Source organism: Micromonospora carbonacea (assembly GCF_014205165.1).
In the GTDB taxonomy this organism is placed as follows: Bacteria; Actinomycetota; Actinomycetes; order Mycobacteriales; family Micromonosporaceae; genus Micromonospora; species Micromonospora carbonacea.
Map to the genome: position 1 here is coordinate 6,901,463 of NZ_JACHMZ010000001.1, position 12,476 is coordinate 6,913,938.

General features: G+C 74.9%; 9 protein-coding genes and 2 pseudogenes. 2 read left to right on the top strand and 9 right to left on the bottom strand.

What is annotated here, in order from left to right; all coding sequences use genetic code 11:
- Nucleotides 1-2: 2 nt before the first annotated feature.
- The 3 genes from purL to purS all read right to left on the bottom strand — a co-directional run bounded on the left by purL (nt 3) and on the right by purS (nt 3,902).
- Entirely contained in the window at nt 3-2,894 is a 2,892-nt protein-coding gene (gene purL / locus HDA31_RS28990) for a phosphoribosylformylglycinamidine synthase subunit PurL (RefSeq protein WP_178062828.1), read from the bottom strand.
- A 64-nt stretch (nt 2,895-2,958) separates the two neighbouring features.
- A complete protein-coding gene (gene purQ / locus HDA31_RS28995; protein ID WP_074475592.1) occupies nt 2,959-3,642 on the bottom strand; it encodes a phosphoribosylformylglycinamidine synthase subunit PurQ in 684 nt (227 codons plus the stop codon).
- Nucleotides 3,639-3,902: a phosphoribosylformylglycinamidine synthase subunit PurS gene (purS, locus tag HDA31_RS29000; RefSeq protein WP_043961200.1), complete on the bottom strand. Its 264-nt coding sequence runs from the start codon at nt 3,900-3,902 to the stop codon at nt 3,639-3,641. The genes purQ and purS overlap by 4 nt, the downstream gene beginning before the upstream one ends.
- A gap of 366 nt (nt 3,903-4,268) precedes the next feature.
- Here purS and HDA31_RS29005 point away from each other — a divergent pair.
- Nucleotides 4,269-4,798, top strand: a pseudogene (locus HDA31_RS29005) (trypsin-like serine protease).
- A gap of 24 nt (nt 4,799-4,822) precedes the next feature.
- Nucleotides 4,823-5,388: pseudogene (locus tag HDA31_RS29010) on the top strand (YbjQ family protein).
- Between the two features lie 4 nt (nt 5,389-5,392).
- Here HDA31_RS29010 and purB read toward each other — a convergent pair.
- From purB to HDA31_RS29040, 6 genes are all read right to left on the bottom strand, one after another.
- Nucleotides 5,393-6,817 carry an adenylosuccinate lyase gene (gene purB, locus HDA31_RS29015; RefSeq protein ID WP_178062827.1) on the bottom strand — a complete coding sequence of 475 codons (1,425 nt, stop codon included), beginning with the start codon at nt 6,815-6,817 and terminating at the stop codon, nt 5,393-5,395.
- 84 nt (nt 6,818-6,901) lie between these two features.
- Nucleotides 6,902-7,558, bottom strand: coding sequence for a hypothetical protein (locus tag HDA31_RS29020; RefSeq protein ID WP_178062826.1), 657 nt, complete (start codon nt 7,556-7,558; stop codon nt 6,902-6,904).
- A gap of 76 nt (nt 7,559-7,634) precedes the next feature.
- Complete coding sequence (locus HDA31_RS29025) at nt 7,635-7,886, bottom strand: hypothetical protein (protein WP_074475596.1); 252 nt, start codon at nt 7,884-7,886, stop codon at nt 7,635-7,637.
- Nucleotides 7,887-7,914: 28 nt separating this feature from the next.
- Nucleotides 7,915-8,829 carry a TNT domain-containing protein gene (locus HDA31_RS33250; RefSeq protein WP_178062825.1) on the bottom strand — a complete coding sequence of 305 codons (915 nt, stop codon included), beginning with the start codon at nt 8,827-8,829 and terminating at the stop codon, nt 7,915-7,917.
- A gap of 97 nt (nt 8,830-8,926) precedes the next feature.
- Nucleotides 8,927-11,308 (bottom strand): hypothetical protein, encoded by a 2,382-nt coding sequence (locus tag HDA31_RS29035; RefSeq protein ID WP_178062824.1) that lies wholly within the window; start codon nt 11,306-11,308, stop codon nt 8,927-8,929.
- On the bottom strand, nt 11,301-12,356 hold the full coding sequence (locus tag HDA31_RS29040; protein ID WP_246384254.1) for a glycosyltransferase family 2 protein: 1,056 nt from the start codon (nt 12,354-12,356) through the stop codon (nt 11,301-11,303). The genes HDA31_RS29035 and HDA31_RS29040 overlap by 8 nt, the downstream gene beginning before the upstream one ends.
- Between the last annotated feature and the right edge of the window lie 120 nt (nt 12,357-12,476).

The window sequence follows — 12,476 nt, forward strand, 5'->3', positions numbered from 1 at the left end:
CCTCAGCGCTGATCGGGCGCGACGAAGCCGGGGCCGTCGGTCGGCTCAGCGCCGTCGGCCCGCTGCGGCTCAGGCCAGGCCTGCGGCGACCCGTCGTCGGCCGGCTGCGCCGCGTCGGCGACCGGGGCAGCCGCGGTGGCGGCAGCCGGCCCGCCGGGCGCGGGGTCCGTCTCCGCGTCGGCCGGGGCGGCCTGCGCGGCCGGCGCGGCCGGTGCCCCGGCAGCCTGCGGGACGGGCGACGATGCCACGTCGGCGGCCGGCGTCGCCACGGCGGGCGGTGCCGGTGTCGCCACCGGGGCGGGCGGTGCCGCCACGGCGGGCTCCGTCGGCGTCGGCGTCGCCGTCACCGGCGGGGCCGGTGCCTCGGCGGCGGGCGGCACCGCAGCGGTGGCCCGTACGACCGGGACGGCCGGCTCCGCCCCGCCGAAGAGGCGGGGCAGCGTGGCGCTGTGCGCGGCCGACAGCTCGTCCAGGCCGATCCGGAACTGGTCGCGCACCTCCAGCGCGCCGCTCGCCGGGTCGGTGACCCCGATGAACTCCCACGGCACCCCGCGCTCGGCGCAGAGGGCGGTGAACGCCTTCTCGTGGCCACGCGGCACCGAGACCAGGACCCGCCCGGCCGACTCGCTGAACAGGAAGACGAACGGCATCGAGCCGCCGGAGAACTGCTCCGGCACCGCGATCACCGCGCCCACCCCGCGCCGCAGACAGGACTCGACCAGGCTCTGCGCGAGACCACCGTCGGAGAGGTCGTGCGCGGAGCTGAGGTGCCCGACGCGGGCCGCCTCGGCCAGCAGGTCGGCCAACTGCCGCTCGCGGCCCAGGTCGACCTGCGGCGGGATGCCGCCGAGGTGCTCGTGGGTCACCCAGGCCCACTCGGAACCGGAGAGCTCCACGTGCGTCTCGCCGAGCAGGAAGAGCTGGTCGTGGTCGCCGGCGGTGCGGGGGACGAAGCCCATCGGCACCCGGCTGGCCACGTCGTCCAGCACGCCGAGCACGCCCACCACCGGGGTGGGGTGGATCGCCGCCGCGCCGGTCTGGTTGTAGAAGCTGACGTTGCCGCCGGTCACCGGGATGCCCAGCTCCAGGCAGCCGTCCGCCAGGCCGCGCACGGCCTCGGCGAACTGCCACATCACGCCCGGGTCCTCGGGCGAGCCGAAGTTGAGGCAGTTGGTCACGGCGATCGGCTTCGCGCCGGTCACGGCCACGTTCCGGTACGCCTCGGCCAGCGCCAGCTTGGTGCCGTGGTACGGGTCGAGGCGGGCGTACCGGCCGTTGCCGTCCAGCGACAGGGCGACACCCAGGCCGGTGCGCTCGTCGATGCGGATCACACCGGAGTCCTCCGGCTGGGCGAGCACGGTGTTGCCCAGCACGTACCGGTCGTACTGCTCGGTGACCCAGGTCTTGTCGGCGAGGTTCGGCGACGCGATCATGCGCAGCACGGTCTCGCGCAGGGCCTCCGGCGTCGACGGCCGGGGCAGCGTCTCGGCGCGGTCGGCCTGGAGCAGGATCAGGTCGGCCGGCTCGCGCATCGGGCGGGCGTAGACCGGACCGTCGTCGACCAGCGAACCCGGCGGGACGTCCACGACGAGCTGGTCGCGCCAGGTGATCACCAGGCGGCCGGGCCGGCCGTCCGGCGACGGCGCGGTGACCTCGCCGATCGCGGTGGCCCAGACGCCCCACTTCTCGGCGGTCTTGAGCACCGCCTCCAGCTTGTCCGGGGCGACGACCAGCAGCATCCGCTCCTGGGACTCGCTGGCCAGGATCTCCTGCGGCTCCATCGACGCCTCGCGCAGCGGGACCCGCTCCAGCCAGACCCGCATGCCGGTGCCGGCGGACGCCGCCGTCTCGGTGAGCGCGCAGGTCAGGCCCGCGCCGCCGAGGTCCTGGATGCCGACGACCAGCTCGGCGTCGTACAGCTCCAGGCACGCCTCGATCAGCAGCTTCTCCATGAACGGGTCGCCGACCTGCACGGACGGGCGGCGCTGCTCGCTGCCCTCGTCGAAGGTGGCGCTGGCCAGCACCGACACGCCGCCGATGCCGTCGCGGCCCGTGCGGGCGCCCATCAGCACCACGACGTTGCCGGGGCCGGTGGCCTCCTTCTTCTGCAGCCGGTCGACCCGCAGCACACCCAGGCAGAGCGCGTTGACCAGCGGGTTGCCCTGGTAGCAGGGGTCGAAGACGACCTCGCCGCCGATGTTGGGCAGGCCGAGGCAGTTGCCGTAGCCGCCGACGCCGGCCACCACGCCGGGCAGCACCCGGGCGGTGTCGGGGTGCTCGGCCGCGCCGAAGCGCAGCGGGTCCATGACGGCGACCGGGCGGGCGCCCATGGCGAGGATGTCCCGGACGATGCCGCCGACGCCGGTCGCCGCGCCCTGGTACGGCTCGACGAAGCTCGGGTGGTTGTGCGACTCGACCTTGAAGGTCACGGCCAGCTCGTCGGAGACCTGGACCACACCGGCGTTCTCGCCGATGCCGGCCAGCAGCCGGTCGCTCGGCGGGGCCTTCTCGCCGAACTGGCGCAGGTGCACCTTGCTCGACTTGTAGGAGCAGTGCTCGCTCCACATGATCGAGTACATGGCCAGCTCGGCCTGGGTGGGCCGCCGGCCGAGGATCTGCCGGATCCGGTCGTACTCGTCGTCGCGGAGGCCCAGCTCGGCGTACGGCTGGAGCTCCTCGGGGGTCTCGGCGGCGCGCGGCACGGTGTCCAGGCCGTGCGCCCAGTCGGCGGCCGGGACGGGCCGGGACGACTCGGGGTGGACCGGCTCGCCGGGACGGGCGGCCGGGTCGACCGGGCCGGCCTGCGGCGCCACGGTGGCCGCGAAGGGCTCCGCCGGGACGGCCGGCTGGCCGCCCGGGGTCTCCCGTACCGCCGGGTCCGGATGGGTGGTCATGACCTCTCCTCGCTGCGCTCGCCGCCGCAGGGGCGGTGGAGCCGACCGTTGGTGCCGCGCACGGTCACGCCGGCGCCCCCACCAGGTGCTTGAGCACCGAGGTGAAGAAGCCGAGGCCGTCCAGGGAGGGGCCGGTGAGGGCCTCCACGGCGTGCTCGGGGTGCGGCATGATGCCGACCACGTTGCCGGCGGGGTTGGTGATGGCGGCGATGTCGCGCTGCGACCCGTTGGGATTGCCGCCGACGTAGCGGGCGACGACCCTGCCCTCGGCCTCCAACTGGTCCAGCGTGGCGGCGTCGGCGACGTAGCAGCCCTCGCCGTTCTTGACCGGGATCAGGATCTCCTGGCCGGACTGGAAGGCGTTGGTCCACGCCGTGCCGACCGCCTCGACCCGCAGGACCTGGTCGCGGTTGCGGAAGTGCAGGTGCTGGTTGCGGGTCAGCGCGCCGGGCAGCAGGTGGGCCTCGCAGAGGATCTGGAAGCCGTTGCAGATGCCGAGCACCGGCAGGCCGCCCCGGGCGGCGTCCACCAGGGTCTCCATCACCGGCGCGAACCGGGCGATGGCCCCGCAGCGCAGGTAGTCGCCGTACGAGAAGCCACCGGGGAGGACGACGGCGTCCACCCCGCGCAGGTCCGGGTCACCGTGCCAGAGCCGGACCGGCTCGGCGCCGGCGATCCGGACGGCCCGGGCCGCGTCCCCGTCGTCGAGCGAGCCGGGGAAGGTGACCACACCGACCCGGGCGGTCACGGGTGCGCGCCCGCGGTCTCGTCGGTCTCGACCAGGCGGACGGTGAAGTCCTCGATGACCGGGTTGGCGAGCAGCTTGTCGGCGATCTCCCGGGCCCGGTCAAGGTCCGGTTCACCGGTGAAGTCGATCTCGATCCGCCTGCCGATCCGGACAGAGGCGACGTCGCTGACGCCGAGCCGGGGCAGCGCGTTTGCGACGGCCTGGCCCTGAGGATCGAGGATCTCGGGCTTGAGCATGACGTCGACGACGACGCGAGGCACTGGGCACTCCTGACTGTGTACGCAGTTGGGTGCCGACCCACAACGGGCGAGCGCAGCCAGCCTACCTGGCAGATACCGCCTCAGCCGCACCGGCCGGGCGCGGTTCAGGCAGTGATCAACATAACCACCGGGACGCAGGGCCGCACCATGTCCGATCCCACGCGAAACGTCCCGGAGCAGGCGGTTCACCACGCCAGGGGTCGCCAAATTGTTACATCGGCTAGCCTCGATCACATCCTTGCCGCCGGAATCGGCCGCCCCCAGTATCCATCGATACGGGTCAATGGAAGTCCTGGCGGGTGACCCCCGCGCCCGCCGGCACGACCGACCCGGCGACCCCGGGTCCTAGGCAAGGAGTACGTCCCCATGCGTATCCGTTCCCTGCTCGCCGTGGCCGGCGCCGCCCTGGCCGGCGTCCTCGGCGTCACCAGCGGCGCCACCGCCGCACCGGCCGGCCCCCAGCCCATCATCGGCGGCGGCACCGTCTCCTCCGCACCGTGAGCGCCTCGTACACCCGCTACGACCTGGCGCTGCTGCGGCTCTCCAGCGCGGTCAGCACCTCCACCGTCTCGCTGGCCAGCAGCAACCCGCCGGTCAACTCCACCAACACCATCTACGGCTGGGGCATGACCTGCTACAGCGGCTGCGGCGCGTCCAGCCAGCTCAAGACCGCCAGCGTGCGGGTGACCAGCACGAACGTCACCGACGCGTACGGCGGCCAGGCGATCCGGAGCACCGAGATCAACGGCAACGCGTGGCGGGGCGACTCGGGCGGCCCGCAGTTCTACAACGGCCAGCAGGTGGGCGTCGCCTCCACCGCCGACGGCGTGAGCATCCAGAACTACGGCAGTGTCGCGTACAACCGGGCCTGGATCACCTCCGTGGCCGGTGTCTGACGGTTAGCGCCCGCCTCGGCGCGGATGGTCGGCCGAGCGCCGACCGTCCGCGCCGACCCCTTTTGCAGCATCCGATCAGTCGGCCACGGTCGACGAACCGTCGCCCGCCCGTGCGACAGCATCAGAACGTGCTGGTCGTGACGACGGATCAACTGCCCGGCTACGAGATCCGCCAGATCCTCGGCGAAGTGGTGTCCTCGATGGCCAGGACGCGCAACCCGTACCGCGAGGGGGTGAAGAACCTCCGCGGCGGCGCGTACGACCCCATGGCGCCGGACAACCTGACCCGCTGGCGTACGGACTCGGTGGCCCGCCTCGGCGAGGAGGCCCGCCGCCTCGGCGCGAACGCCGTGATCGGCATGCGCTTCGACAGCCGGGACTGCGGCGAGATGTGGATGGAGATCTGCGCGTACGGCACCGCCGTCATCGTGGCCGCCAAGACCCCGGACGTCATGCCCCCGGACCAGCCGACGATCGCCGCCGACACGGCCCACGACCCGGCGATCGCCGAGGCCCCGGGCGGCATCGCCGAACCGGCCAGCGCCCCCAACCTCTCCTCGGCCGCCGAAACCCCCACCCGCAACCCGTGAGGGGTCAGAGGATGGGGGGTGGGGTGTAGGTGGCCGCCCCGGGGTGGGTGAGGGCGATCTTCGCGATGCGGGTGGTCACCCGGTCGACCTGGGCGCCGGCGGTGCCCACGAAGGCGGTGCGGTCGGCGATCAGCGCGTCGATGTCGGCGCGGGACAGGCCCAGGCGCGGGTCGGCGGCGAGGCGGTCGAACAGGTCGTTCTCGGTGGCGCCCCGCTCCCGCATGGCCAGCGCCACGCCGACCGCGTGCTCCTTGATCGCCTCGTGCGCCGCCTCCCGGCCGACGCCCCGGCGCACCGCCGCGACCAGGATCTTCGTCGTGGCCAGGAAGGGCAGGAAGCGCTCCAGCTCCCGGTTGACCACCGCCGGGTACGCCCCGAACTCGTCCAGCACGGTGAGGAACGTCTGGAACAGCCCGTCGGCGGCGAAGAACGCGTCGGGCAGGGCGACCCGGCGCACCACGGAGCAGGAGACGTCGCCCTCGTTCCACTGGTCGCCGGCCAGCTCGCCGACCATCGACAGGTAACCCCGGATGATCACCGCGAAGCCGTTCACCCGCTCGCTGGACCGGGTGTTCATCTTGTGCGGCATCGCGCTGGAGCCCACCTGGCCGGGCTTGAACCCCTCGGTGGCCAGCTCCTGCCCGACCATCAGCCGGATCGTGGTGGCCAGCGACGACGGCGCGGCGGCGACCTGGGCCAGCGCGGCGAGCACGTCGAAGTCGAGCGAGCGGGGGTAGACCTGGCCGACGCTGTCCAGCACCCGGGCGAAGCCGAGGTGCTCGGCGACCCGGTGCTCCAACTCGGCCACCTTGTCGGCGTCGCCGTCGAAGAGGTCGAGCTGGTCGGCGGCGGTGCCGACCGGGCCCTTGATCCCCCGCAGCGGATAGCGGGCGATCAGGTCCTCCAGCCGCTCGTACGCGATCAGCAGCTCCTCGGCGGCCGACGCGAAGCGCTTGCCCAGCGTGGTGGCCTGCGCGGCGACGTTGTGCGACCGGCCGGTCATGACCAGCCCGGAGTGCTCGTTGGCGAGCCGGGCGAGCCGGGCGAGGGCGGCCACCACCCGGTCCCGGATCAGCTCCAGCGACGCGCGGACCTGGAGCTGCTCGACGTTCTCGGTGAGGTCCCGGGAGGTCATCCCCTTGTGCACGTGCTCGTGCCCGGCGAGCGCGCTGAACTCCTCGATGCGGGCCTTCACGTCGTGCCGCGTGACCCGCTCGCGCTCGGCGATCGAGGCCAGGTCGACGTCGTCGAGCACCCGCTCGTACGCCTCGACCACGCCGTCGGGGACGGCCACGCCGAGGTCGCGCTGGGCGCGGAGCACGGCGAGCCAGAGCCGCCGCTCCATCCGTACCTTCTCCTCCGGCGACCAGAGGGCGACCAGTTCGGGCGAGGCGTACCGGTGGGCGAGCACGTTCGGGATCGTCGTCACGTGCCCCATTCTCCCGTACGCCGGGACCGCCGCCCGAGCCAGCCCGCCCCTCGCGCCGGGGCGGGCCGGCGGTGACGTCGCTGGTCAGACGCGCGGGATGTCGTGCACCTTCGCGGTCACCACGAGGGTCTTCGCCTGCTTGCCGTGCGCGTTGCGGACGGTCAGCGTGTAGGTGTGCTCCTGGACGTCGCCCTCGCCGCCGGAGCAGGGGAAGTTGACCGTCTCGCTGCCGGCCGGCGGGTAGTTGTCGCCGTACACGCCGGGGCCGTCGACCGAGAGGGCGACCGAGTCGACGTTGCCGGTCTTCCACTCCAGGACGACCGGGGTGCCGGCGATCGGGTTGACGTTGGTCCCGGCCGGGCAGGTCGGCTTCTGGGCGACCCGGAAGTATCCGATGGTGGGGCCGCTGGACTTCGTGCCGGATCCGCCGCCGCTGCTGCCGCCCGTCGACCCGCCGCCTGTCGAGCCGCCGCCCGTGGACCCGCCGCCGGTCGAGCCGCCGCCGGTCGTGCCGCTGCCTCCGTCGCCGGTGCCGGTGCCGGTGCCCGTGCCCGTACCGGTGCCACCGGCGGTGACGGCCGAGGCCCGCGCCTCGCCGGGTGCTTCCGTCACGGTCGTCTTCGCGGTGGATCCCCCGGAACCCGTGGCGGTGGACGCGCAGCCGGCGGCGGCGAGCACGACGGCCAGGCCGAGGGCGACGGGGACGACGGGGGCGGGGCGGAGCAGGACTCGACCGGGCATGGCCACTCCTCGACGGGTGCCGCCGGTGACGTCCGGGCGGGCTGGATCCACAGTAGGAACGCCCGGCAACCGGAGATCAGTACGGCGCGGGCCGACCCGTCAGCGCCGTGTAGAGGCCGGCGGCGGCCGCCTGCTCGGAGTCGTACGCCTGGCGGACGTCGTGCGTCCCGCGTTCGTACAGGCCGATCTCCCAGCGTCCGTCGGGCGAGCGGCGCAGGAACCAGAAGTCGGGCGGGACCGGCACGTGCTCGTGCACGCCCTCGATCTCGAAGGCGTCCGGGGACAACCCGGCCGCCAGCAGCGCGGCGCGTACGTGGTGCCGGTCCACACCCGACCTCCGTTCATCCGATTCATCGTCAGCAGACGGCCGGGACGCCGCCGCGCCGGAGCGGGGCGGCGCACGGTGCCGCCTCCAGGTTCTCCTCCACCAGGAAACCGTGCGCGAGCAGCCAGGTGACGCTCAGGTCACCCCCGGCCTGCGGCAGGTACGCCGGGTTGAGCTGGAACTGGGTGCCCAGCCCGGGCTGGGCGAACCACGGGGCGATCGGCCCGGAGTCCACCGGGAACGGCTTGACCACGCAGTAGACGTGGTAGTTGGCCAGCGGCGCGTTCGCCGGCGTGTTCAGGTTCGACGGCGGCAGCGAACGGGCGCTGAACGGGGTGCCGAGCGGGGCGAGGAACGCGCCGCCCGGGAAGCCGAAGCGGTCGAGCCGGTAGCCGGGCAGCAGGGTCTGCTTCGCCTTGATCGGCACCCCGTCCGGGCCGAGGACGAAGCCGCTCGCGGGCGGGAAGACGTACGCGGTCTGGGTGGCGTTGCCGTACTGCCGGAGGAACTGCGACTCGGTGAGGCCACCGAAGCGCTGGTAGCCGGCGAGCAGCGGACCGACCGGCGACGCGGTGGGCAGCGTGGCGGGTCCGAGCAGCGGGTTGCCGTCGTAGAACTGGGTGGTCGGTGGCGCGTTCGGCGGGACGCCGGGGCGGCACAGGCTGTCGCCCACGGGCGGCTGCGGCTGGGCGGGACCGGTGGGTGCGACGTCGCCGGGGCCCTGGGGTCCGCCGCCGCCCCCCAGACCCGGGCCGAGGAGACCGGTGTCCAGGGGTTCCGAGCCCTGGCGGCCCGGCCCCGGGCCCCAGAGGCCCCCGGCGGCGGACCGGTCGGCGACGAGCCGCGTGCCGTCGGCGTCGGTCGGGGCGGCCTGGGCCGCCACGGCGGGAAGCAGGGCCAGGGCCGCGCCGGAGATCGCGGCCAGGGCCCAACGAGGTATTTTCACGTCAAACCTCCAGGAAAAGGACAGGAGCTGCCCTCATCTTCTGGAGATCGGACCCAGGATGTGAGTTTTCGTGCGGTTTATACCGGTAAGGGGTTGGTCAGCGCAGCCGGTAGACGGTCACCGGGCCGGCGACGAACGCCGGTTCGGCGAGCCGGGCCAGCTCCGGCGACACCGGGCCGGCGGCCGGGTCGGCGAGCAGCCACCGCACGCCGTCCTCGCGGCGCGCCCGGTCCAGCTCCCCGGCGGTCGGCGCGGTGAACAGCCGCTCGTTGCGGGCGAACAGCTCCGGGTCGGGGGCGGGCTGCCGGGGGTAGGAGAAGCCGTCCCGGGCGTGCCCGGCCAGGGCCTCGTCGGTGTAGCCCCAGCTCTCCACGAGCGTGCGCCGGCCGCCCAGCCCGCTCACCCAGAAGGCCCGCGCGTCGCAGTGCGCGACGGTCCGCACCGGCCGGCAGTGCACGTTGGTGGCCACCACGTCCGCCGGGCCGGCGTGGGCGTCCAGCCAGAGGGCCGCCCGCGCCTCGTCCCGGGTGAGCGCCCAGGGACGTTCGGCGGCGGTGAGCACCCGGGGCGGGTCCCCGATCCGGCGCGCGGTCCACTCCAGGCCGCCGGCCACGCTCGCCCCGCACAGCGCGGCGACCACCCCGGCCACCGCCGTTCGGAGCAGCGGGACCGCCGGGAGCCGACCCCCGGGCGACGCCGGGCCCCGGGCGCGTCGGGCGCGCAGCGCGACGAGCAGGACGGCGAGCAGCGCGGCTACGCCGGCCAGCGCCAGCACCCGGCCCGCCGGCACGGCCATCGCCCACAGCCAGGCCCGCCCGGTCCGCTCGGGCGGGGCCGGCGGGTCGAGCAGCCACTGGGCCGCCGCGCCCACGGTCGCGGCGACCGCCACGACCGGCCACCACGGGCGCGCCTCGGCCAGCAGCCACGCGGTCAGCAGCGCCCCGAGCGGGACCACCGCCAGGAAGAAGTAGAGCTGGCTGACCGACGGGTGGAAGAAGGACCAGGCACCGCCCGCCCCGGCCAGCAGCGCCCCGGCCAGCAGCCACGCCGCCGGGTCACCCCGGGTGCCCCGGCGGGCCAGGAGCAGCACGCCGACGAACCGGGGCGCCTGGAGCGCCGACCACCAGCCCAGCACGGCGAGCGCGAAGAGCCATCCGGACACGCCGGCCGCCGCGAGGCCCGGCGGCAGCAGGCCGCCCGCCGCGATGCCCCCGCCCGCGCCGACGGTCTCCCGCCACGGCGCGAGGAACCGCAGCACCCCGAACACCTGCGGGGAGAGCACCCCCGCGCCGCCCCCGGCGAACAGCCGGTATCCGACGGCCATCGCCGCGACCAGCACCGCAAGCAGCGTCACGACCGCCCACGGCACCCGGCGGGACCGCCGGGCGACGACCACCCCGGCCAGCGCCACGCCGGCGATCAGCGGGGGCAGGCCGCTGGACTTGGCCCCGGCGACGGCCAGGCCCGCCGCCGGCACCAGCGCCCAGCCCCACCCGGGCCGCCGGCCGCGCACCACGTCCGCACAGAGGCCGGTGAGCAGCAGGAGCAGGGGCAGCAGGTACGTCTGCGAGGGGCTCTCCACGGACAGCGGGAGGGTGCCGCTGGCCGTCGCGGCGGAGCCGAGGGAGAGCGACACCCCGAGGTACGCGGTCGCAGCGGCGACCGGCCCGGCCCACCAGCGCCCGATGAGGTCCCGGGCCAGCCCGGCGGTGACGACGACCGCCGTCGCGGCGACCGGCACCAGCCACAGCCGGAGCAGGACCGTCGCCGGTTCCGTACCGGTGATCATGCTGGCGCTGGCCAGGTGCGCGTCGACCAGGTAGTGGTAGCGCAGCGGTTCCCCGGCCAGTTGCGGCAGCTCGAAGGGCATCGTCCGGGTCAGCTCGTGCACCAGCCCCAGGTGGTAGAGCAGGTCCTGGTAGTAGACGTGGTCCACCGGCGGCAGCGGGTTCGCCCGCCAGCCCACGGCCGCCCAGGCCACGACGAGGACCAGCACCCCGGCGACCGCGAGCGTCCAGCGCAGCGGCAGCGGCCGGGGGCTGGCGATCCGCCAGTGCCGGCGCAGCCGGGGCACCGCGACGAACAGCGTCAGCACCGGCACCGGCCACCAGCGCAGCGCCGGCTGGGCGCCGGTGGCCGCGGCGAGCGCCCAGGCGGCGAGTTCCAGCAGCAGGCCGACGGCGGCACCGTAGCCCAGATCCTCCGGCAGGTTGCCCCGGCTGCCCCGCAGCGCTCGGTGCACGAGCGTGCCCGGCAGCACCAGGGCGAGCGCCCAATAGGCGACGTACCGGGCGACGTCGCCGCCCGGGGTGTCCGTCCACCACCAGCCGGCGACCAGCGCGCCGAGGACCGCCGACCAGGCGAGGGCCGCCACGACCCGGCGGGCCGCCGGGCCGCCCCGACCGGCAGGCGCGTCGCGTGGGGCGGGCGCGTCCGACGCCGGCGGCGGGTCCTGCGTCAGCACCGCCGGTTCAGTCACCGGCCCGGCCAGCCGCCACCGCCACGGCCGGCGCGTCGGACGCCGGGCCGGCGGGCACCCCGCCGGTGCGGAAGGGTTCCCCGGCGGCGTCGAAGAGGGCTTCGGCGGAATCGAAGCCGACCAGGTGGGTGGGTCGGTCCTGCACGGTGCGGTAGATGCGGCCGACGTACTCGCCGAGCAGCCCGAGGCAGATCAACTGGACGGCGCTGAACAGCAGCACCGCCACGAACAGCGAGGTCCAGCCCGGGATGGTCGCGCCGTCGGCGTAGGCGACCAGGCCGAGGACGGCAAGCACCAGGCAGGCCGCGAAGCTGACCACGCCGAGCCAGGTGGCCAGCCGCAACGGGGCGGCGGTGAAGTTCGCCGTGCTGTCCCAGGCCAGCGCGATCATCCGGCGCAGCGGGTACTTCGTCTCCCCGGCGGCCCGCGCCGCGCGGGAGTAGCGCACCTCGGCGGCGGCGAAGCCGAGCGAGGGCACCAGCAGCCGGTAGACCGGAGTGCGCTCGGGCAGCCGGCGCAGCACCTCCACCACGTCGCGGCTGACCAGCCGGAAGTCGCCCGCCTGCGCGGGCAGGTCCGCGCCGACGATGCGCCGCATCAGCCGGTAGTACAGGCCGGCGGTGCCGCGCTTGAACGGCGTGTCGGTGCTGCGGTCGGCGCGCACCCCGTACACGACGTCGACGCCCCGGTCGCGGGCGGCGGCCAGCATCTCGGGGATGACCTCGGGCGGGTCCTGGAGGTCGGCGTCGATGCTGACCACCCAGCGGCCCCGGGCCCGGTGCAGCCCGGCGGTGAGCGCGGCCTGGTGGCCGCTGTTGCGGCGCAGCCGGACCAGCCGGAGCTGGGGCCAGGACCGGGCGTGGTCGAGCAGCAGCCGGGCCGTGGCGTCGCGGCTGCCGTCGTCGACGGCGACCACCTCGTAGGTGGCGTCGGTGCGGTCGAGCACCGGCCGGAGCCGCTCGACGAACACCGCGACGACGTCCTGCTCGTTGTACATGGGGACGACCACGGACAGGTCCGGTGTCGCCCCGGCTGCGCTGATGTCCATCGCCGGCCACCCTGCCGGTCCGAGGCCACCACAGCCACACACCGAGTTGAACGCCCGGTGAACGTCGGCCGCCCGGCGCCGGACGCCCGGACGGCGGCGGGTCAGCGCGGCGAGCTGCGC